Annotated in this window: 16 protein-coding genes and 1 pseudogene; 11 read left to right on the top strand and 6 right to left on the bottom strand. The window is 58.0% G+C overall.

From position 1 onward, the window contains the following. Nucleotides 1–2: 2 nt before the first annotated feature. The 3 genes from CKW26_RS19705 (at nucleotide 3) to CKW26_RS19715 (ending at nucleotide 7,750) form a co-directional block, all read left to right on the top strand. The gene (locus CKW26_RS19705; RefSeq protein ID WP_095049783.1) at nucleotides 3–1,370 is read left to right on the top strand and encodes a DUF1329 domain-containing protein; all 1,368 of its coding nucleotides are present in this window, start codon (nucleotides 3–5) and stop codon (nucleotides 1,368–1,370) included. A gap of 139 nt (nucleotides 1,371–1,509) precedes the next feature. Next, nucleotides 1,510–4,062 carry a LuxR C-terminal-related transcriptional regulator gene (locus tag CKW26_RS19710; RefSeq protein ID WP_095049784.1) on the top strand — a complete coding sequence of 851 codons (2,553 nt, stop codon included), beginning with the start codon at nucleotides 1,510–1,512 and terminating at the stop codon, nucleotides 4,060–4,062. A 175-nt stretch (nucleotides 4,063–4,237) separates the two neighbouring features. Beyond that, nucleotides 4,238–7,750 (top strand): dermonecrotic toxin domain-containing protein, encoded by a 3,513-nt coding sequence (locus tag CKW26_RS19715; protein ID WP_095049785.1) that lies wholly within the window; start codon nucleotides 4,238–4,240, stop codon nucleotides 7,748–7,750. 52 nt (nucleotides 7,751–7,802) lie between these two features. Here the strand turns inward: CKW26_RS19715 and CKW26_RS19720 are convergent, their stop codons facing one another. Continuing rightward, entirely contained in the window at nucleotides 7,803–8,591 is a 789-nt protein-coding gene (locus tag CKW26_RS19720; RefSeq protein WP_093436103.1) for an IclR family transcriptional regulator, read from the bottom strand. Between the two features lie 164 nt (nucleotides 8,592–8,755). Here CKW26_RS19720 and hmgA point away from each other — a divergent pair, with 164 nt between their 5' ends. From hmgA to CKW26_RS19740, 4 genes are all read left to right on the top strand, one after another. Next, complete coding sequence (hmgA, locus tag CKW26_RS19725) at nucleotides 8,756–10,060, top strand: homogentisate 1,2-dioxygenase (RefSeq protein ID WP_095049786.1); 1,305 nt, start codon at nucleotides 8,756–8,758, stop codon at nucleotides 10,058–10,060. 3 nt (nucleotides 10,061–10,063) lie between these two features. Then, complete coding sequence (gene fahA, locus CKW26_RS19730) at nucleotides 10,064–11,368, top strand: fumarylacetoacetase (protein WP_095049787.1); 1,305 nt, start codon at nucleotides 10,064–10,066, stop codon at nucleotides 11,366–11,368. Nucleotides 11,369–11,380: 12 nt separating this feature from the next. After that, the gene (gene maiA, locus CKW26_RS19735; RefSeq protein ID WP_095049788.1) at nucleotides 11,381–12,016 is read left to right on the top strand and encodes a maleylacetoacetate isomerase; all 636 of its coding nucleotides are present in this window, start codon (nucleotides 11,381–11,383) and stop codon (nucleotides 12,014–12,016) included. A 148-nt stretch (nucleotides 12,017–12,164) separates the two neighbouring features. Continuing rightward, nucleotides 12,165–13,520 carry an aromatic acid/H+ symport family MFS transporter gene (locus CKW26_RS19740; RefSeq protein ID WP_095049789.1) on the top strand — a complete coding sequence of 452 codons (1,356 nt, stop codon included), beginning with the start codon at nucleotides 12,165–12,167 and terminating at the stop codon, nucleotides 13,518–13,520. A gap of 87 nt (nucleotides 13,521–13,607) precedes the next feature. Here CKW26_RS19740 and CKW26_RS19745 read toward each other — a convergent pair whose 3' ends face one another. Further along, nucleotides 13,608–14,411 carry a SirB1 family protein gene (locus tag CKW26_RS19745; protein WP_095049790.1) on the bottom strand — a complete coding sequence of 268 codons (804 nt, stop codon included), beginning with the start codon at nucleotides 14,409–14,411 and terminating at the stop codon, nucleotides 13,608–13,610. Between the two features lie 185 nt (nucleotides 14,412–14,596). Here CKW26_RS19745 and CKW26_RS19750 point away from each other — a divergent pair, with 185 nt between their 5' ends. Then, the gene (locus CKW26_RS19750; RefSeq protein ID WP_095049791.1) at nucleotides 14,597–15,616 is read left to right on the top strand and encodes a Glu/Leu/Phe/Val dehydrogenase dimerization domain-containing protein; all 1,020 of its coding nucleotides are present in this window, start codon (nucleotides 14,597–14,599) and stop codon (nucleotides 15,614–15,616) included. Nucleotides 15,617–15,760: 144 nt separating this feature from the next. On the opposite strand, the pseudogene CKW26_RS19755 reads toward CKW26_RS19750, so the two are convergent. Next, a pseudogene (locus CKW26_RS19755) lies at nucleotides 15,761–16,015 on the bottom strand (YebG family protein); the annotation flags it as partial. A gap of 327 nt (nucleotides 16,016–16,342) precedes the next feature. On the opposite strand from CKW26_RS19755, the gene CKW26_RS19760 reads away from it, so the two are divergent. Continuing rightward, nucleotides 16,343–16,843 carry a phosphate-starvation-inducible protein PsiE gene (locus CKW26_RS19760; protein WP_026000737.1) on the top strand — a complete coding sequence of 167 codons (501 nt, stop codon included), beginning with the start codon at nucleotides 16,343–16,345 and terminating at the stop codon, nucleotides 16,841–16,843. On the opposite strand, the gene CKW26_RS19765 is transcribed toward CKW26_RS19760, so the two are convergent. The 3 genes from CKW26_RS19765 to CKW26_RS19775 all read right to left on the bottom strand — a co-directional run bounded on the left by CKW26_RS19765 (nucleotide 16,840) and on the right by CKW26_RS19775 (nucleotide 20,226). After that, nucleotides 16,840–17,157 (bottom strand): DUF3509 domain-containing protein, encoded by a 318-nt coding sequence (locus CKW26_RS19765; RefSeq protein ID WP_095049793.1) that lies wholly within the window; start codon nucleotides 17,155–17,157, stop codon nucleotides 16,840–16,842. The two genes, CKW26_RS19760 and CKW26_RS19765, sit on opposite strands and share 4 nt — an antisense overlap. 304 nt (nucleotides 17,158–17,461) lie before the next feature. Next, complete coding sequence (locus CKW26_RS19770) at nucleotides 17,462–18,763, bottom strand: serine/threonine transporter (protein ID WP_095049794.1); 1,302 nt, start codon at nucleotides 18,761–18,763, stop codon at nucleotides 17,462–17,464. An 86-nt stretch (nucleotides 18,764–18,849) separates the two neighbouring features. After that, complete coding sequence (locus tag CKW26_RS19775) at nucleotides 18,850–20,226, bottom strand: L-serine ammonia-lyase (protein WP_095049795.1); 1,377 nt, start codon at nucleotides 20,224–20,226, stop codon at nucleotides 18,850–18,852. A gap of 135 nt (nucleotides 20,227–20,361) precedes the next feature. Here CKW26_RS19775 and CKW26_RS19780 point away from each other — a divergent pair, with 135 nt between their 5' ends. Together CKW26_RS19780 and CKW26_RS19785 are read left to right on the top strand one after the other, a co-directional pair. Beyond that, nucleotides 20,362–21,309 carry a LysR substrate-binding domain-containing protein gene (locus CKW26_RS19780; protein ID WP_093436172.1) on the top strand — a complete coding sequence of 316 codons (948 nt, stop codon included), beginning with the start codon at nucleotides 20,362–20,364 and terminating at the stop codon, nucleotides 21,307–21,309. A 200-nt stretch (nucleotides 21,310–21,509) separates the two neighbouring features. Then, nucleotides 21,510–21,914, top strand: a complete 405-nt coding sequence (locus CKW26_RS19785; RefSeq protein ID WP_095049796.1) for an HPF/RaiA family ribosome-associated protein — start codon at nucleotides 21,510–21,512, stop codon at nucleotides 21,912–21,914. Nucleotides 21,915–22,095: the final 181 nt, after the last annotated feature.

The following is a 22,095-nucleotide window of genomic DNA, read 5'->3' on the forward strand; positions in this document are numbered from 1 at the left end:
CAATGCGCAAAATGATTCTGCAATGTGGTGTGCTGGCCCTGAGTCTGCTGGCGGCCAATGTGATGGCGGCGGTGTCGCCGGAAGAGGCCAGCAAGCTCGGCACCAGTCTGACGCCGCTGGGGGCCGAGAAGGTCGGCAATGCTGATGGTTCGATACCGGCATGGACCGGCGGCATCCCGAAAAACGCCGGGGCGGTGGACAGCAAAGGCTTCCTCGCCGACCCGTTTGCCAATGAAAAACCGCTGTTCACCATTACTGCTTCCAACGTCGACAAGTACAAGGACAAGCTCTCGGACGGGCAGGTGGCGATGTTCAAACGCTACCCGGAAACCTACAAGATCCCTGTCTATCCGACCCACCGCACGGTCGCCGTGCCAGCGGAAATCTATGAGTCGGCCAAACGCAGCGCGCTCAATGTCACCAGCATTAACGATGGTAATGGCCTGGCCAATTTCACTGGTAACCGCTACTACGCCTTCCCGATTCCGAAGACTGGCGTGGAGGTGTTGTGGAACCACATCACCCGATATCACGGTGGTAACCTGCGGCGCATCATCACCCAGGTGACCCCGCAGACCAACGGCAGCTACACGCCGATCCGCTTCGAAGAAGAGATCGCCGTGCCACAACTGATGAAGGATCTCGACCCGGAAAAAGCCGCCAACGTGCTGACCTTCTTCAAGCAGTCGGTAACGGCGCCGGCACGTCTGGCCGGTAACGTGCTGCTGGTCCACGAAACCCTCGATCAGGTGAAGGAACCGCGTCTGGCGTGGATCTACAATGCCGGCCAGCGCCGCGTGCGTCGGGCGCCGCAAGTGGCCTATGACGGCCCGGGCACCGCCGCCGATGGCCTGCGCACGTCGGACAACTTCGACATGTTCTCCGGCGCTCCGGATCGCTACGACTGGAAACTGGTCGGCAAAAAGGAAATGTACATCCCGTACAACAGCTACAAACTCGATTCGCCGAAGCTCAAGTACGACGACATCGTCAAGGCCGGGCATATCAATCAGGACCTGACCCGTTACGAACTGCACCGCGTCTGGGAAGTGATCGGCACGGTCAAACCGAGCGAGCGGCACATCTACGCCAAGCGTCACATGTACATCGATGAAGACAGCTGGCAAGTGGCGCTGGCAGACCACTACGACGGTCGCGGGCAACTGTGGCGTGTCGCCGAAGGTCACGCTCAGTACTACTACGATCACCAGGCGCAGGCCTACACCCTCGAAGCGCTCTACGACATCATTGCCGGTCGCTACATTGCCCTGGGAATGAAGAACGAAGAGAAGCACAGTTTCGAGTTCGGCTTCGAAGCCAAGGCTGCCGACTACACGCCAGCGGCCTTGCGCGCAGAGGGCGTACGGTAACGGTTGTGATACACAAGCGAGGCAAAAGGCGACCGCTCGGTCGCCTTTTTTATGGACACCAATCAGCGCGCTGAATACTCGTCAACAAGTGCAGGGGAGAGGGCTAGGGTGAGGGCACAACGATAAAAAGGCTCACCCGATGACCGCCATGACTGCCTGTCTGGATCGCCCCGGATTCTTGCCCAGACTTTCTTCTCATCATCAACTTCGCCCTCGACTGAGTGAGCCGCTACTGACGACTGTGGCGCGGATCAGGCTGATCTGCGCGCCGCCCGGCAGTGGCAAAAGCGCGTTGCTCTCCGAATGCTTGTCACAGGCACCGGCACACTGTGCGGTGCACTGGCTGCCACTGATGGGCGTGTTGTTGAGTACGGAGGAGTTCTGTCGGCGGCTGAGTCTGGCATTGGGGCTGGCAGCAATGGATGAGGCGCAATTGGCGGCGGCACTGGCACGCTGGTCAGCGCCCACCTGGCTGTTTATCGACGACTATTGTCGGCTCCCCGATCCGGCTCTCGATGCATTGTTGGACCGCTTGCTGGCGCTCAGCAGCCCGGCATTGATCTGGTGGATCGGCGCGCGTCGACGCCCCCAGTGCAATTGGCCACGGTTGCTGCTGGACGACGAATTGTTTGAATGCGAAAGCGCGACGCTGGCGCTGACCCCGGAAGAAATCGCTCAGGCGTTAAAACACCTGTCCGCGGAGCAGGCTGCCAGTGTGGCCGCGCGGATTGTTCATCGAACCGGTGGCTGGTGCGCCGGGGTGCGCATGGCGCTGCTGCAAAAATGCGACTGGTCGCAAACCCTTCAGCCGCAGCAAAGGGTGGAAACGCTGCTGGATTATTTGCAGCACGAACTGTTCAGCGGCCTGACGCCGGAGTTGGCCGAGGTCTGGCGGGTACTGGCGAATCTGCCGCGTTTCAATGCTGAGTTGTGTGAGCACCTGTTCGGTGCCGGAGAAGGCGCGGACTACCTGCGCACCCTGCAAACGCTGGGTTGCTTCATCGAACCATGGAATGACTCGTCCCAGTGGTTGCAGATCTTTGCACCTTTGGCTCAGGTGATGCGCGATGAGCGCTGGCCTGCGGCCCGCTCATGGCATCGTCGGGCATGCCAATGGTTCGCCGCTGCCGGGGACTGGCGCTCGGCTTTCGAGCAGGCGTTGCTTGCCGAGGAATTCGAAACGGCAGTGAGTCTGTTGCAGCACTTCAACTTCGAGCATCTTTTTGAAGAGCAAACGGTGGTGCTGTTGTTGCGCCTGCATGAATCTCAGGGCGAAGGAGTGACCTTGGGATCACCGCAGTTGGTTGGGCTGATTACCGCAGCTCTTTTGTTTGCCGGCCGTTTTGAACAGGCCACGCAGTGCATCGCGCACCTGGCGAGGTTCATGCCGCAACCTTCGGCGGCACTGGAACGACAACTGATTGCACGCTGGCAAGCGCAACAAGGCTGGCTGATGCATTTGCAGGGGCGCATGACGCCTGCGCGCGAACTCTTTCAGCAAGCTCTGGAAGCGCTCGATGGCGATGCCTGGGCCACAAGGTTGCTGTGCCTGTCAGGGCTGACTCAACAAGCCTTGCTCTGTGATGAACTCGAACAAGCGCACGCCATCAGTCGCGAAGCGTTGTGTCTGGCGCGGGCACAAGGCTCCTTGCTGTTTGAAGGCTTGCTGGAACTTGATCACGCGCAGTTGCTTGAGCAGCGTGGTGCTCCAGCCCGCGCTGACAACCTGCTACTGAGCATTGAGCAGTTACTTGGCCAGCGCGCTGAGCGGCCGTCGCCGCTGCTCGGTCGTATCGCCCTGCGTCGTGGTCGATTGGCGTTGGTCATGGGGCTGGAGGAACAAGCCGCCGTTCTGTTCAAACGTGGCCTGGAGGATTGTCTGCGCAGTCACGATAAACGGGTGTTGTTCGGCTATCTGGGGCTGGCGCAGATAGCGGCCAACCACTGTGAATACACGCAAGCATTCGAGCGCTTGCACGAGGCCGAGCGGTTGATGCAGCAACGCAGGATTCCAGACACGGTTTACCGTGGTGTGTTGTTACAGGTCAGTAGCCAGATCTGGCTGCAGCAGGGGCGGGCGCAGTTGGCACATGAGGCGTTGAGCCGGGTGCTGCGCCACTATCAACCGCCGAACGCGTTGCAGGCACCTCCGGCGACGGTTCAACTGATTGCGCGTATTCAGTATTTGCTGATATTGGCCACGGCATCTTTGCAACGCGGTAGTGATCTCTCGGAGCAACTTCAGGTGTTGCTGGATAAAGCCCGCAAGTGCGGGGCGCAGACACTTGAGGCGGAGTTGCATTTTGCCCTCGCCGAAGTGGCATTGCTGCACAGCGAGTCGTTACGGGTGGTTGAGCATGTGGAGTGCGCGTTGAAGATTGTCCGGCGCTCGGGGTCACAATTGCTGATACGCCAGGCCACCCTGCGTTCGCCGAAAATATTTGATCCGACAATTGTGCTGGAGGAAAAGCAGCAAGTTGTAGCCGAGTCTGAAGCTGAAAGTTCACTGAGTCAGCGAGAGTTACAAGTCTTGGTATTGATTGCGGCAGGTGATTCCAATCAACAAATCGCAGAAAAACTTTTCCTTTCATTGCATACCGTTAAAACTCATGTCCGAAGGATCTATATAAAATTGGGGGTGATGCGTAGAACGCATGCAGTGGCCAGGGCCAGAACATTGGGTTTGATGTAGGTGTGAGGTTGTTAGATGTTTGTAGTTGTAACTTAGGGGCTTGTTGGTGTTGTAATTAAACACTGTTGGAAACAGTGCGGTGGGTATCTTTTTGTTCTGGATCTGAATTAGCTTGATTTGGCGAGGCAAGTTGTAATTGGTCACTTGTCATTATCAAGCTGATAGAGATTCCATTATGGAAATTAATAAAGAAGCCGAAAGCCAAAGTCTGCGTGAAGTGGGGAAAGCCCTGGAAAGTATCTCGCAGGAATTGAAGCTTGTTCCGTCATTTTCAGTGGTGGTGCAGGACACGTTGCGTGAAGCGCTATGGAAGATCTCCGAAGGTGTGCGGCTAAGCAGCCTGTTCGTCAATGTCGTGGCGGGCGCCAAACCGAAAAATAAACAGCCGGTCGGACGTTTGCTGGATGTCGCGCTTGAGTGCCTGCAAAGTGGTCGGCCGCCAAACTATGATGTCAATGATTATGGTGTTTTCAATCACCCGAATTTTACCAGTCGTGAAGACATTCTTACGCAAGTCCCGATCTCGGCTATTGAAAAAGTAGTAGCAGATCTGCTGAAGAAACTGGCGGTTGATTACACGGCGACTGTGCGGCAGTACTGGGAAAATCTGACCGTTCAAAAAACAAGTGGAGCTTATCCTCAGTTAACGCGAAAGTCTGCTTTAGGTGTACTCGAAGCTAACCTTTTCATTAGTGAGCTGGAGGCACTGACGATTCAAGGGGTCATTACTCAGCAACAACGAGCGCTGATCAGTACGACCGTACAACCCAGTCTGACCGGCACTTGTTACGGGGTTTTCATTGAAGGTCAGAATGGCAAATACATCGAGCAGAACGCGATGTTTGTATTGCCCCTTACAACCCCTATCTATGAACAGTTGGTTCCCGGTGAGCAGGGCGCTGTCGTACTCTACTGCGCGAATCGTGGTCTCGAATTGTTCTCTTCCATTTGGAAACTTGAACAAGCGTTGTTGAGCCGACTGGGCTCCTCGGAAACTCAGGAAGAGTTTCTGCAAACGCTGTCGCTCAGTGAACGCGTTGGGTTCGCATACGTCCCTGCTATTCGTTTTTTGAAAGTTCGTGCGAATTTGTTTGAGAGATTCGTTGGTAAGCGGATTCAGACGATGTACAGCGACATCACTGGGTATCTTGAATCTGTCGGTAAGCCAGGCTCGGAGTTTGATAAAACTGTTGTCGCCGTAGAGGCCGCACAATCGTTGCCCGATTTGAATCATCAGGCCAGAAAACGCCAGGTACAACTGATTAAGCATGTCGAGCGGAATGCTTGGCCGCAATGGTTGAAAAGCACTTCCGATGTCAATCAGGAAGTGTATGTTTCCCTGCAAAAAGAGCTGCTTGAAGCCGAAGTCAAACTTCATGAGGTCACTCACGGAGTTGCTTCGCTGAAAGACTACGCGCGGTTGGCCGTAGAGGACTTCATATCGCCGGGTAAAGATGAACGTATCGACCCGGACACGGTATTCGTGAAAGTCACCCATACCGTGCCTCTGGCGGATGGAAAAAAGGTGGAACTCACCGAGCGCAAAACGCTGACTCAGGCCTTTATGCAAGGTGCTCATGATCTGGCAGGGCAATATCAGATCGTTCCGGAGGTCCCGTCCAGTCTGCCAAAGTTGAGTCCATCGAACATCCTGCGTGCCATCAAGTCGTTGGACGTTCGTGTTGCCTATACCACGGCTCAACGTCTTCTGTATTCGCAAGCCGAAGTTACCGGGTCGCTGCGAGTGGTCCTTAGCCGTAAAACAGCGCTGACCCTGTTCGCGGCGATCCTGCAGAAACACGTGGGACCTTCAGCTCATAAATTGGTGATGGGTTATAACCTCGGCGATACGTCCATTGAAACGCTGGGCGTGGCGCTCAAACACTGGTTCAAGCCTTTCAATGGTTTGCTGGTTTATCGCAGGAAAGGTGTGGCAGCCGATCGCAGCGCGCATGTCCTGCACATACCGGGTTCGCCAGCCGGGCAGGAGTGGTTTGAATTCACCGACCTGAAAAGCCTGCAGCACAAGTTGGCGCAATGGGCGGCCAAGGCTGAAACCTGGGCGTACTTGCTGAGTCAGGCACACGCCAGCGACAGTGCGCAGATGCAAAGTGATTATCTGAGTCTAAAACCATCTGAGGTACTGAATGAATGGTGGTCGAAGATTAAGTTGGTCGATTTACCCGAAGAGGAGCCTTTGTTCGGAGCCGTTCAAAATCACATTTTGTGGAGTATCGATCAAACCGAAGCTGCCACCCCTCAATGGTACAGAAAGGCCAGCTCGAACGATCAGCACCTGCTCAATCGTCTGAACGCTGATTTCAAGGCTATTCATCATCATTCCCGGGAAATGCTGGCGGTCGAGCCGTTCAAACAGTTTTCCAGCCATTTGGTGAAGAAGGAGCTGAAGCAGTATTTTGCCCGGACAGGTTCATCTGTGGACATTAACCCTGACGAGGTATGGGTCAAATTTCACGCAGACTCGAAGATCAGCCTGACCGATCTGTTTATTCAGTGGCAAAAGTGGCGCAGTGACGTAAGCGCGTTCGAGAAATTTTTCACCTGGGTGAACCCTCAATTAGCCGGGATTGAAAATTTGCGAGAGCAACTCAGGCAGGCCACCTTCTGGACGTTTACCGGACAGCCCATTGCCCAACTGAATGCCAGAGTTATCAATGATCTGATCGATCTGAGGCCTGGTGAAAAGTATCTTCAATATCTGAAAGATAAATTCCTCAATGCGTCCGACATTGACTTGAAAGCAAGTCTGTATCGAAAAACAAAACAAAATGAAATGCTCCGGGCTGCATTGATTCAGAAAATCAAAGGCGAGCTCTCCCTCGACCAATTCAGCTGGTTGCAGGGGCTCATTAACGGATTTGATCGCGATCTGCCTCGTCAGGGCATCATCACCACGGGTGGGAAGCCGGGCATTGGCGTATACGAGTTCACTCTCAGGGGACGCGCCCTTGTCGGGGCTTACGTTTTTGGGCGCAAAGTCAGCGGGCGTGATGAGTTTTTTGTCTATATTCCCGATACGCCTGGTGGCAAGGATTTCTTCCCTGTCCAGGAACTTGCTGGTCGATTGAAAAGCGTGATCTTCAACAAAAAGGTCTTGAGCCTCGCTCGTCTGGAACATCAGCAGGCAGTGAAAAACCTCCTGGACACCTACTGGGACTCGAACCCGGTAGCGACCAGCAATCCGGAATTGACCAACAGTTATCCAGTACTGGCTTTCAAACAGGAGTACCTGGCTAAAATCGGGCAACTCGTCGCCGATGTGGATTTTCAGACGAGCAGTTATCTGGAAGCGCTGTGGAAGGATGTGAGGGTACTGGCCGAATTTGCCCTGGATGTGGCTTCGATGTTCGTTGCGCCACTTGGCCTGGCACTGACCATACTGCGCATTACTCAGTCGGTTGTGCTGGGCATTGTGGCTTCCAGTCAGGGCTCCGATGAGGCTGCGAACGCACATTTTGCATCGGCGTGGCGAGGGGCGATTCTGTTGTACGTTGGCAAAGTGGCGGCGATCGGCGCGCCCGTGAACCCGATTGCTCTGCTATCGAGCGTCAGGGATTTCGCCGATGTGATGGCAGGCGTTACCGGTGTTGAAGTCAGCATCAACTACGTGACAGCAATCACCGCACCTCCTACGGTCGTGAACAGCACCACTCGTCTGCTCAACTGACAGATGAAACTGCGCGAGTAACGGCCCTCGTTACTCGCTCGATTGGCGCCATTCAGCCCTGCAGAGGTTCATAACCCATCCGCCAGCTCACGGCCCGCGTCGCCGCCAGCAACCGCTGCGCCGCCGGGCCGTTTTCGTCGGCATGGAACAATGAAGTGGGACCAACGATGGTCAACACGGCGGCGACCTGGCCGACGGCGTTGAACACCGGGGCGGACAATGCATCCACACCCGGCATCAGCAGGCCATGCACATGATGCAGACCGCGTTCGCGGATCTGTTCGCACAGGGTTGCGTAGGTTTTTTCGTCCTTCAATGGATGATCCACAGCGGCAATTTCCTGCTCGCGCAACTCATCGGTTTCCCGATGGGGCAAGTAGGCGCTGAACACCAGTCCAGTCGATGAACTGAGCAGTGGCAACACTGAACCCAGTTGCGTCACCACCGTCACCGCGCGCACCGCCGGTTCGATATGCACCACGGTCGCGCCCTGATTGCCCCACACCGCCAGAAAGCAGGTTTCGTTGAGTTCGTCGCGCAGTTCGGCCAACGGCAGGGCGGCGACTTTCAGCACGTCCATACTGTTGAGTGCGGCCAGGCCTACGCGCAAGGCTTCGCGGCCGAGCCCGTAATGGTTGGTAGCGGTGTTCTGCTCGGCGAATCCTGAAGCGATCAACGCTTGCAGATAGCGATGAACCTTGCTCGCCGGCATCTGCACATGTTCGGCCAGACGCGACAACGAAGTGGACGGCGACAACTCGGCCAGAGCCTTGAGGATGTCGGTGCCGACTTCGGCGGAGCGGACTTTCTGTTTGCCGTTGCTGTCGCTGGTTTTTTCCATGGTGCGGCCGGGTTCCGAAACGAATGGGCGTCTTTATAGCTTGACGCTGGATAGCGAGCAAATTACGTTATGCGTAATCGAATTACGATAATAACAACCCCGGCGTGCCGAAACCTCTGAGCCAGAGCGATGGGCCACTGCCGACTCCCTGTTCAGGAGGCTCCATGAACCTCGATTCAACCGCTCAGGCGCTGGCGTATCAGTCCGGTTTCGGTAACGAATTCAGCTCTGAAGCGTTGCCCGGTGCGCTGCCCGTCGGCCAGAACTCGCCGCAAAAAGCCCCCTACGGCCTCTATACCGAATTGTTTTCCGGTACCGCGTTCACCATGACCCGCAGTGAAGCGCGGCGCACCTGGATGTACCGCATTCAGCCGTCGGCCAATCACCCGGCCTTCGTCAAACTGGAGCGGCAACTGGCCGGTGGCCCGTTGGGTGAAGTGACGCCCAATCGCCTGCGCTGGAATCCGCTGGAGATCCCGGCCGAGCCGACCGATTTCATCGACGGTCTGGTGAGCATGGCCGCTAACGCGGGTGCAGAGAAACCGGCCGGCATCAGCATCTACAACTACGTCGCCAACCGCTCGATGGAGCGGGTGTTCTTCAACGCCGACGGCGAACTGCTGCTGGTGCCGCAACTCGGCCGTCTGCGCATCGCCACCGAATTGGGTGTGCTGGAAGTCGCGCCGCTGGAAATCGCCGTGCTGCCGCGCGGCCTGAAATTCCGTGTTGAATTGCTCGACCCGCAAGCCCGCGGCTATGTCGCCGAGAACCACGGCGCGCCGCTGCGTCTACCGGATCTGGGGCCGATCGGCAGCAACGGTCTGGCCAACCCGCGTGACTTCCTGACTCCGGTTGCCGCTTACGAGAACCTCCAGCAACCGACCACGCTGGTACAGAAGTTTCTCGGCCAGTTGTGGGCCACCGAGCTCAATCACTCGCCGTTGAACGTGGTCGCCTGGCACGGCAATAACGTGCCGTACAAATACGACCTGCGCCGGTTCAACACCATCGGCACCGTCAGCTTCGATCACCCGGATCCGTCGATCTTCACCGTGCTGACTTCGCCGACCAGCGTGCACGGTCTGGCCAACCTCGATTTCGTGATCTTCCCGCCGCGCTGGATGGTCGCCGAGAACACCTTCCGTCCGCCGTGGTTCCACCGCAATCTGATGAATGAATTCATGGGCCTGATCCAGGGCGAATACGACGCCAAGGCCGAAGGTTTTGTGCCCGGCGGTGCCTCGCTGCACAGCTGCATGAGTGCCCACGGCCCGGATGGCGAGACCTGCACCAAAGCGATCAACGCCGAACTCAAACCGGCGAAGATCGACAACACCATGGCCTTCATGTTCGAGACCAGTCAGGTGCTGCGCCCAAGCCGCTTCGCCCTCGACTGTCCGCAACTGCAATCCACTTATGACGCCTGCTGGGCCACTTTGCCCGCCACGTTCGACCCGACCCGGAGATAACCCATGACGCAGAATTCCATCACCCGCAGCTGGGTTGCCTCGGCCAACGGCCACGCTGATTTCCCGCTGCAGAACCTGCCGCTGGGTGTGTTCAGCAGCAACGGTGCGATGCCGCGCGCTGGCGTGGCGATTGGTGACCATATCTTCGATCTGCAAGTAGCGCTGGAAGCCGGGCTGTTCGACGGTGTCGCGCGCAGCGCTGTCGAAGCCATGCACGGCGGCCAGTTGAACGCATTCTTCGAACTCGGTCGCGAGGTGCGTGTGGCACTGCGCACCCGTCTGCTGGAACTGTTCAGCGAAGGCAGCACACACCGCGGCAACATCGAAGCCCAAGGCGCAAAATTGCTGCCCCTGGCCGCCGATTGCCGGCTGCATCTGCCGGCACGCATCAGCGATTACACCGACTTCTACGTCGGCATCGAGCACGCGCAGAACGTCGGCAAACTGTTCCGCCCGGATAACCCGCTGCTGCCGAACTACAAGCATGTGCCGATCGGTTATCACGGTCGCGCCTCCACCGTGCGTGCTTCCGGTACCGACGTGCGTCGCCCTAAAGGCCAGACGCTACCGGCCGGTCAGACCGAGCCTGTGTTTGGCCCGTGCGCGCGCCTGGACTATGAGCTGGAACTGGGCATCTGGATCGGTCAAGGCAACGAGATGGGTGACTCGATCGCCATCGGTGACGCGGCTGATCACATTGCCGGTTTCTGCCTGCTCAACGACTGGTCGGCGCGCGATATCCAGGCCTGGGAATACCAGCCACTGGGGCCGTTCCTTTCGAAAAGTTTTATCACCAGCGTCTCGCCATGGGTTGTAACTGCTGAAGCCTTGGAACCGTTCCGCACCGCGCAACCGAAGCGTCCTGAAGGTGATCCGCAGCCGCTGCCGTACCTGTTCGACAAGCGCGATCAGGACGGCGGTGCCTTCGACATCGAACTGGAAGTTTTGCTGCTCACCGAAGCCATGCGCGAGCAAAACCTGCCGGCCCATCGCCTGACGCTGAGCAACACCCGCTACATGTACTGGACCGTCGCGCAAATGGTCGCGCACCACAGCGTCAACGGTTGCCAGTTGCAGGCCGGTGACCTGTTCGGTTCGGGCACGTTGTCCGGCCCGCAGAGCGGTCAGTTCGGTAGCCTGCTGGAAATCACCGAGGGTGGTAAAAAACCGATCGAACTGGCTTCTGGCGAGGTGCGTAAATTCCTTGAGGACGGTGATGAAATCATCCTGCGTGCGCGTTGTGCCCGTGACGGTTTCGCCTCGATCGGCTTCGGCGAGTGCCGCGGCAAAGTGCTGGCGGCGCGCTGACAGGAGCGGGTTATGGATCTCTATACCTATTACCGTTCGACCTCGTCATACCGCGTGCGAATCGCGCTGGCGCTGAAGGGCCTCGACTATCAGGCGTTGCCAGTCAATCTGATCGCGCCACCCGGCGGCGAGCATCGGCAAGCGGCGTATCTGGCGATCAATCCACAGGGGCGGGTGCCGGCCTTGCGCACTGATGAGGGCGGTTTGCTGATTCAATCGCCGGCCATCATCGAGTACCTGGAAGAACGTTATCCACAGGTGCCGTTGCTGCCGGAAGATTTGTTCGCCCGCGCGCAGGTGCGCGGTGTGGCGGCGGTGATCGGTTGCGATGTGCATCCGCTGCACAACGTCAGCGTGCTCAATCGCCTGCGCCAGTCAGGGCACGACGAGCCGCAGGTGGTCGAGTGGATCAGTCACTGGATCAGCCAGGGGCTGGCGACGGTGGAGCAATTGATTGGCGACGAGGGCTTCTGTTTCGGCGAGTGGCCGTGCGTGGCCGATGTGTACCTGATTCCGCAGTTGTATGCGGCTGAGCGCTTCAACGTCAGCCTTGAGGCGTATCCGAAAATTCGCCGTGTGGCGGCGCTGGCGGCTGAACATCCGGCGTTCATCAAGGCCCATCCTGCCAACCAACCCGATACCCCGTAATTCCCCTGTGGGAGCGAGCCTGCTCGCGAAGGCTGAGTGTCAGTCACCATTCATTTGGCTGACACAGCGCATTCGCGAGCAGGCTCGCTCCCACAAGGGGTCTCGGTTCCGGCATCAAAAATCATAAAAACAAAACAGGTACCTTGCGATGCACAACCAGATTGCCAGCTTCCGCGCGGCACTCGACGCCCGTCCTGTGTCCCGTTATCAGTGGTTGCTCTTGATCCTGCTCGCCTTGCTGCTGGTCACCGATGGCTATGACGCCCAGGTGCTCGGTTATGTAGTGCCCGCGCTGGCGCAGGACTGGGGGCTGGAAAAGTCTGCATTCGGGCCTGTTTTCAGTGCCAACTTGCTCGGCCTCACCCTCGGTTCCCTGGCTGTCACGCCACTCGCCGACCGCTTTGGCGTGCGGCGCATTCTGCTAGCCTGCGTGCTGATCTACGCCACGCTGACGGTGCTGATGGTCTTCGCCGACTCGTTGAACACGCTGATGATCGCGCGCTTTATCTGCGGCATCGGCATGGGCGGGGCGATGCCCAGTGCTATGGCGTTGATGTCGGAATACTCACCACCGCGTTTGCGCACCTTGATGGTGACGCTGGCGGCCTGTGGCTTTTCATTCGGTGGCGCAGCCGGTGGTTTCGTCGCCGCAGGCTTCATCGACCAGTTCGGCTGGCAGGCGGTGTTCCTCGCCGGTGGCGTCACGCCGTTGCTGCTGTTCCCATTTCTCTGGTGGATGCTGCCGGAGTCGTTGCCACGTCTGCTGCGCGATGCGCCGCCGTACGCGCGGCTGCGCAAATTCACCGCGCGCATGCTGCCGGATTGGCAGCCGCCCGTTGCCAGCGTCGAACAGAACGAACGCGAGCAGGGCAGCAAACTGACCGTAGTCGAGTTGTTCCGCAATGGCTACGCGCGACCGACCTTGCTGATCTGGGCAACGTTTTTCGTCAGCCTGATTCTGTTGTATTTCATGATCAGTTGGCTGCCGACGTTGCTCCTGGAAAGCGGCCTGAAACTCAACGAAGCCAATCTGGTGACGTCGATGTTCCTGTTCGCCGGCACCTTGGGCGCGATCTGCATGGCCTGGTTTGCTGACCGCTTGAAGCGCAAGGTGCGTTTGCTGTCGGCGGTGTTGGCAGGTGCGGCGCTGTGCACGATTCTGCTCGGACTCAATCATGACAATCCGCGTTATCTGGTCGCCTGCGTGTTCGCCGCCGGGTTCTGCATCATTGGCGGGCAACTGACGCTGAATGCGTTTGCCAGTAATTTCTACCCGGCGCATGTGCGTGCGACCGGCACCGGTTGGGCATTGGGCGTGGGGCGTTTCGGTTCGATTCTCGGGCCGCTGTTCGGCAGCCTGTTGTTGGCGATGCACATTCCAGTGGCGCAGATTTTCTTCTTCTGTGCGATTCCGGCGGTAATTGCTGCATTGCTGATCATTCAGGTGCGTTCGCCCACCGAAGGAAGTTCGGCAGTTGGAATGGGGATATCTGTCAAATCCTGAAGAGCAAAAGATCGCAGCCTTCGGCAGCTCCTACACGGGAATACACATTTCAATGTAGGAGCTGCCGAAGGCTGCGATCTTTTATTTTTAATGGACGACGGAGTTGGGCGGCAGGTGGCTGAGGCGTTCAGTCAGGCGCAGGCGCTGAATCGGATCGTCGCTGAGCATCAGCGCATGCTCCAGATCAAAGCGCTCGGCATTCGGGCAGTCGAGCCGCTGATAAAGACTGGCCCGTGCCAGGTAATCGGCGGCGCCGGCGTCACCCAGTTCGAGCACCCGTTCGGCGTCGATCAGCGCGGCAATGAAGTCATCATGCGTCAGGTGCAACTGCCGCAGGTTGCGCGACAGGCGCTGAAGCATTTGCACCGGCGAGGCGGTCAGCAGATGCTCGGCGGTCAGCTTCATGTTCGGCCCGTACTGGCGCTGCAACAGTTCGCGACAATCGTTTGGGTACAAACGCCGGCCGCCGCACGGATCCAGCAAGTGATCAGCGCCGGGCACCCGCAACAGGAAGTGTCCGGGGAAGTTGATCCCGACCAGAGGAATCTCCAGGCCACGCGCCAGCTCCAGGGCAATCAGCGCCAATGCCAACGGCTGGCCGCGACGGGTCTGCAACACCTTGTGCAACAGCGCTGCTTGCGGGCGCAGCGGCAGGAAGTGGTCCTGGGCAAAGCCCAGATCAGTCATGCGGCGCAACAGGGGCTGCGCCAGTTCACTGACCGGCAACATCGGCAAGCCGTAACTGACTCGTTGTTGCAGGTCTCTGAATTCTTGTAACAGCGCGTCGGGATCGACCGTTTTTTCGTGCTCGGCCGCCATCCACAGCGCGGCTTCGAACAGCGCGGGCGGTGAACGGTGCAGGCATTCGAAAAAACGTTGACGCGCACTCATCGAAATCTCCGGGGAATGCCTCGTTTTAGCCCCGCCCGCAAGATTCGTCCAGTCCCCTGCTGCGCAGGTGTCAGGTTATGCCGCAAAGCCGTTGTCGGCGAGGGCGCTTATTCCGGTGCGCTCCAGCAATTTTCAGGCGCAGGCCTATACTGGCGTTCTACAAGAAGTGATTCGGGAGCCCAACGATGTTTGCGCTCATGCAAAGCACTCGCCTGGAATCGCTGCACCTTAGCGTTGATCCGGTCACCGGGTTGAAGGCGGTCATTGCCATCCATAACAGTCGCCTCGGGCCAGCCTTGGGCGGATGTCGTTATCTCGCCTATCCCAATGACGAATCCGCCGTCGAAGATGCCATTCGCCTCGCTCAGGGCATGAGCTACAAGGCTGCGCTGGCGGGGCTGCCGCAGGGCGGAGGCGTGGCAGTGATCGTGCGCCCGGCTCATGTGGAAAATCGTGGCTCGCTGTTCGAAGCTTTTGGCCGTTGTATCGAACAGCTCGACGGTCGCTACATCACCGCCATCGACAGCGGCACCTCGGTGGCGGATATGGATTGCATCGCCCAACAGACTCAGCACGTCACCAGCACCACCTCGGCCGGCGACCCCGCTCCGCATGCCGCGATGGGTGTATTTGCCGGCATTCGGTCAACGGCCATGGCGCGGCTGGGCAGCGACAACCTGGAAGGCTTGCGCATCGCCATTCAGGGGCTGGGCAATGTCGGTTTTGCCTTGGCCGAGCAATTGCACGCCGCAGGCGCGGAACTGCTGGTCAGCGATATCGACCACGGCAAGGTACAACTGGCGATGGAACAGCTCAACGCGCACCCGATTGCCAACGATGCATTACTCAGTACACCGTGCGACATTCTTGCGCCGTGCGGTCTGGGCGGTGTGCTGAACAGCCACAGCGTCACGCAACTGCGTTGCTCTGCCGTGGCAGGTTCGGCGAATAATCAACTGACGCATCTGGATGTCGCCGACCAACTGGAACGGCGCGGGATTCTGTATGCGCCGGATTATGTGATCAACGCCGGTGGCTTGATCTACGTTTCGCTGAAACATCGTGGCGAGGAATTGCCGACGATTACTGCGCATCTGTCGAAAATCAGTTCGCGGCTGACCGAGGTGTTCGCCCATGCACAGGCGGAAAAGCGTTCACCGGCGCGGGTGGCAGATGAGTTGGCGGAGAAAGTTTTGTATCGCTGAGTTTCACAGGCATGAAAAAGGCCCTGAGCAATTCGACTCAGGGCCTATTCAATTCGGGCTGGATTACTTCGCAGCCTTCGCCGCTTTGGCTGGCTTGGCCGGTGCTTCAGCAGGTTCCGCCGCCTCAGCTTGTTCAACTGGTTCTGCCGGTGCATTGAGCAGCTCGGACAGTGCATCCGGCTGGCTCTTGAACGCCCGGGCGAACACATCGCGATTCTTCGCCATGTAGATCCCGGCTTCTTCCACTTGCTGTTCAGTCAGGGACGGAACGGCTTTTTGCAGCACATCGGCCAGATATTCGGCCAGTTCGAGCATTTTGTCATGACGGTCAGCTTCGGCTTTATCCATGAACAAGCGCTCCAGATCTCGGCTGCTGCGGTATACCACTTCGACGGCCATTCACCACCTCACATGCCTTCACATTAAGTTGTCTTGACGACTACTGTATCCATATACAGCGAAAAGGATAAGCGAATCCCTGCGCCATGGGTAGTGGCTTTTCAATGTAGACCGGATTTCGGGTTTGTCAGGCCGACCGTGTCGCTGCATTCGCGAGCAGGCTCGCTCCCACAAAAGCACAGCGGTGCGACCAAACGCCACGGCGCGGGTCTGGCGGCGGTTCGCCATGATGGCGTGGCCTCTTTTCTGCATGAAAACCGTTACGTGCAGAAAACCGTCACGTCCAACACGCATCATCCGCTCGCATTCGAGCTAAGGAACATCATCGTGAAAATCAACTGGGCCGAGAAACTGCGGCAAAACGTGCATCAACTGGCCGAGTCCCTGGGCAACCTGTTCGTCGAAACCTTTCACTATCTGGCGCTGTTCGCCATCGGTGCGGTGACGGCGTGGGCGGCGGTGATGGAGTTTCTCGGGATGCTCGAGGAAGGCCACATCAAGATCGATGACATTTTGTTGCTGTTCATCTATCTCGAACTTGGGGCGATGGTCGGAATTTATTTCAAGACCAACCACATGCCGGTGCGCTTCCTGATCTACGTGGCGATCACCGCGCTGACCCGTTTGCTGATCTCCAACGTCTCGCACCACAACCCGCCGGACATGGGCATTATCTACCTGTGCGGCGGCATTCTGTTGCTGGCGTTCTCGATTCTTGTGGTGCGTTACGCCTCGTCACAATTTCCTTCGGTGAAGATCGAGAAACCGCAGCGCAAACTTGGCGCCGGTTCCAGCGAACATCCGGAAGTCGAGAAGGGCGAGCTTTAAAGCCCGGCTGCTTGCCCGGGCTGGCCGATGAGGCGTGGTGGTGGCGGGGTCAGCCCGTCGCCGCTGGTCATCGCTTCGAGGATTGCCATGGCGCTGTGGCCTTGCTCGATGGCAATGCCGAACTGGATGCTTTGCACCAGACGCTTGAGGCGCACGGGGTCGTTGCGCTGCTCGGCGCTGATCATGCGCTTGGCCACGATCCGGCCGCTGTTGGACAGGGTCAGCATGATGCTGCCGTCCAGGCCTTGAATGCTCAGGTTGATCTGATAGTCCGGCGCAAAGGCATCGGTAATGATCTGAAAAGGATTGTCCATGATGCGTCACCGCCTGATTGAACGTGCAGTTGTTGACCGGCCGTGATCGGGTTGGTTCGCCCAACCGGATCATCGGCCATTCCGTGGCCTGTATTTGTTGCTTTCATGTAGGAGCTGTCGAGGAAACGAGGCTGCGATCTTTTGCTCTTCAGTGTTTTGATTTCGGTCACGAAGAGCAAAAGATCGCAGCCTGCGGCAGCTCCTAAAGGTATGTAGCAAGGGCTGTGCCGGGAAAATTGTCGAACAATGAACACGGGGATTAAAAAGGCGAGCCACGCGGCTCGCCTTTTTTAATGGCCCGTTTTCAGGGCAGAACCGAGTAGATGATCGCTGACAGTGCAATCAGGCCGATCAGCACCACAAACACGTTGGACACCTGCCCCGAATACTGGCGCAAGGCCGGCACGCGGCGGATGGCGTACATCGGCATCAGGAACAACAGGCAGGCAATCACCGGCCCGCCGAGGGTTTCGATCATGCCAAGGATGCTCGGGTTGAACGTTGCCACGGCCCAGCAACTGAGGATCATGAACACGGCGGTCGCACGGTTCAGCCAGCTCGCTGACATCACCCGGCCACGGCTGCGCAGGCTTTTCACGATCATGCCCTGGAAGCCTTCACTGGCGCCGATGTAGTGGCCGAGGAAGGATTTGGTGATCGCCACCAGCGCAATCAGCGGCGCGGCGTAAGCGATGACCGGGGTCTGAAAGTGGTTGGCCAGGTACGACAGGATCGAAATGTTCTGCGCCTTGGCCGCTGCCAGATCCGCCGGCGACAGCGCCAGCACACAGCTGAAGCAGAAGAACATCACCGTGACGACCATCATGCCGTGAGCCATAGCGAGGATGCCGCTGCTTTTGCGTTCGGCCTGCTCGCCGTAACGTTGTTTCTGCTCAACCGCGAACGCGGAAATGATCGGCGAATGGTTGAATGAAAACACCATCACCGGAATCGCCAGCCACATTGTCTTGAAGAAAGCGGACATTGGCATGGCTTCTTGGGCACTGGCAAAAAACGCACCGTTCCAGTTTGGAATCAGGCTGAGCGCCAGTAGCAGCAATGCGGCAACAAATGGATAAACCAGCACGCTCATGGCTTTGACGATGACGCTTTGACCACAGCGCACAATCGCCATCAAACCGAGGATCAACACCAGCGAGAGGATCGCCCGTGGTGGCGGAGTGATGTGCAATTGGTGTTCGAGGAAACTGCTCAGGGTGTTGGTCAGCGCCACGCTGTACACCAGCAGAATCGGGAAGATCGCGAAGAAATACAGGAGCGTGATCAGCTTGCCGGCACCGATGCCGAAGTGTTCTTCGACCACTTCGGTGATGTCCCCGGAACGCCCGGACAACACGAAACGGGTCAGCCCACGGTGGGCAAAAAACGTCATCGGGAAAGCCAGTACGGCGAGAATCAGCAAAGGCCAGAAACCGCCGACGCCGGCATTGATCGGCAGGAACAAGGTGCCAGCACCGATCGCAGTGCCGTACAGGCCGAGCATCCAGGTGGTGTCGAATTTGTTCCAGCCCTTGTGGGCCGTTTCTGCATTGCGTGTGCGGTCTACAGCGGGATTTTCGGCAGCAGGTGTACGTACATCGGTCATCGGTATCGCCTCGTTATTATTTTTGCTCGGGCTCACGGTTGGCAGGCGGCTTTGTGCGGCCTGCCGGGGCGGTCAGGGAATGGGCCTCAGCATTCCACCCAGCTCACGGCCAGGCCGCCCCGTGAAGTCTCTTTGTATTTGTCGTGCATGTCGGCGCCGGTGTCGCGCATGGTGCGGATCACCCGGTCGAGGGAAATGAAGTGTTTGCCGTCGCCGCGCAGGGCCATTTGCGTGGCGTTGATCGCTTTCACGGCGGCGATGGCATTGCGCTCGATGCACGGCACCTGTACGAGGCCGCCGACCGGGTCGCAGGTCAGGCCAAGGTTGTGTTCCAAGCCGATTTCGGCGGCGTTCTCCAGTTGTTCCGGGGTGGCACCGAGCACGTCGGCCAGGCCAGCAGCGGCCATCGCACAGGCCGAACCGACTTCGCCCTGGCAGCCGACTTCAGCGCCGGAGATCGAAGCATTTTTCTTACACAAAATGCCGACAGCAGCCGCGCCCAGAAAGAAAGCGACGACATCATCGTCAGACGCGTCCGGATTGAATTTCATGTAGTAGTGCAGAACGGCCGGGATGATTCCGGCTGCACCGTTGGTCGGCGCGGTGACCATGCGCCCGCCGGCGGCGTTCTCTTCGTTGACGGCGAGGGCGAACAGGTTGACCCATTCCATTGCCGACAGAGTGGAACTGATCACGTTCGGCTTGCCGATTTCCAACAAGCTGCGATGCAATTTCGCTGCACGACGCGGCACATTCAGACCGCCGGGCAGAATCCCCTCGTGGCGCAGGCCCTGTTCAACGCACTCACGCATCACCGACCAGATGTGCAGCAGGCCCTGGCGGATTTCCGCGTCAGTGCGCCACGCGCGTTCGTTGGCCATCATCAGCTCGGAGACGCGCAGGTTGTGCTGTTTGCACAGCGACAGCAGTTCGGCGGCGCTGGAGAAATCGTACGGCAACACCACTTCACTCGCCGGGGCGACACCGGACTCGGCTTCTGCCGCCTCGATGATGAAACCGCCGCCAACCGAGTAATAGGTCTGCTCGAACAGCTCGGCCGTTTCGCCAAAGGCTGTCAGCGACATGGCGTTGGGGTGGTAGGGCAGGCTCTCATCCAGCAGCAGGAGATCACGCTGCCAGTCGAAGGCAATTTCTCTCTGACCGGCGAGGGACAGTTGGCCTGTCTCGCGCAGTTGCTGGATACGTGAATCGATGGTCGCCGGATCGATGCTGTCCGGCCATTCGCCCATCAGGCCCATCACCGTTGCGCGGTCGGTGGCGTGCCCGACGCCGGTGGCCGACAGTGAGCCGTATAAACGGATTTCCACACGGCGCACATCGTTCAATAAACGTTGATCAATCAGCTCCTGAGCGAAGGTCGCGGCGGCGCGCATCGGGCCTACGGTGTGGGAACTGGACGGGCCGATGCCGACTTTGAATAGATCGAAAACACTGATAGCCATGCTAAACCCTTACAAGCAATGGAGTAGGAATCGCTGCCATTTTTTGTAGGACAAGCGCAATGTCGGCGATACTGCCTACCTCGGTCCTACGTGACTAACGAAACTTCCTAAGTAAGCCTTTAGCAGGACTAAACGATGAGTCGTCAATTGCATGCGCAGACCTATGTCTGGCTGCAGGTGTTTTCCTGTGCCGCGCGGCACCTGTCGTTCACCCGTTGTGCCGAAGAGCTGCACATCACCCCGGGGGCGGTCAGTCAGCAAATTCGTCAACTTGAAGAACGACTTGGTTTCCGTCTGTTTCATCGGCGCGCGCGTGGTGTGGAGCTGAGTGCGGAGGGGCAGCGGCTGGCGATTACCGTCAACGAGGCATATGGCAGCATCGATGCCGAATTGCGTCGACTTGATGCCGGAATGATCAGCGGGATTTTGCGAGTGCGCTCGATTCCGTCGTTCCTCAGCAAGTGGCTGACGCCGCGCTTGCCACGCCTGCAGCAACGCTATCCGGACATTCAGTTGCGTTTGGTGGCAGAGGACAGCAGCGTGCCCTTGCACGAAGGCGATTTTGATCTGGCGATCGATTTGAACGACGGCAGTTACCCGGGATTGTTATCCACAGCCTTGCTCGACGAGCAGATTTTCCCGGTGTGCGCACCGAGCCTGTTGCGCGGGCGACCACCGTTGCACGGGCCGGCGGATCTGGTGCATTTCCCGGTACTGCACGACATCACCGCGTGGCGTGGCAGTTATGAATACGCGGAATGGGAATTCTATTTGAACGCGATTGGTTTTGAGGGCGCCGACGTACGGCGTGGGCATACCTTCAATCGCAATCATCTGACCATCGAAGCGGCGATTGCCGGCATGGGCGTGGCGATTGCCCGCCGCACCTTGCTTAACGATGAATTGGAGCGAGGGACGTTGATTGTGCCGTTTGGCCTGTCGGTGCCTAATCACAAACGCTATGTGTTGCTCTATGCACCGGGGGCTTTAAGCCATCCGGGTGTGCGTGCGGTGCATGATTGGCTGGTCGAGGAGGCGGGGATATTTCGCAGTTTGCACCCGTTGAACGACGGGCAGTTGTGAGCAAATTTTGCCGGGGTGTGAGGCGACCCAACTCCCGACCTTACCAGTGCTTTGCTCGGTTGTCCGGCTTTTTTTGCGAATGAATATTTATCTTTTTTCAGGGGTTGAAATGTTCGTCGGTCGGGCCGATTGTTGTAACCAGGAGGTCAGGAAATTCAACTCAAGGCCTCTCACGAGCTAGCTGAAATAAGGGATGAACTATGCAAATCCAAGTCAACAGCGATAACCATATTCAAAGTAGTCAACGACTGGAGGAGTGGGTACGTACAACCATTGAGAGCACGCTCGAACGTTATGAAGAAGACCTGACCCGTGTCGAAGTCCACCTGAGCGACGAGAACGGTGACAAACCAGGTCCCCATGACTTGCGCTGCCAACTGGAAGCGCGGCCAAAAGGCCATCAACCGATTTCCGTGACCCATAAAGCCGATTCGCTGGAACTGGCGATCGACGGCGCTGCCGAAAAACTCGAGCACGCCCTGGAGCACCTTTTCGGCAAACTGCGAGGTAAACCACGTGCCGCTGTGGTGCCATTTAGCAAGGCGAATGACGCTCTGCTGGAGGAAGAATTTCTTGAGAATGAACGGGCAGCGATCAACAGTTGATGCGCTGATTTTATAAGCCAGCCAATGAGAACGGGCCTGCGAATGCAGGCCCGTTTTTGTTTGTGGCGGATTTTTGCGCAAGGCACAAGAGCGCGGCCCCTCACCCCAGCCCTCTCCCACCGGGAGAGGGGGCCGACCGAGGTGTCTTATGAGTTACATCGACCTGAAATACCGAGTTGAT

The sequence above is a fragment of the Pseudomonas sp. Irchel s3h9 genome, from assembly GCF_900187475.1.
Classification (GTDB): Bacteria; Pseudomonadota; Gammaproteobacteria; order Pseudomonadales; family Pseudomonadaceae; genus Aquipseudomonas; species Aquipseudomonas neuropathica.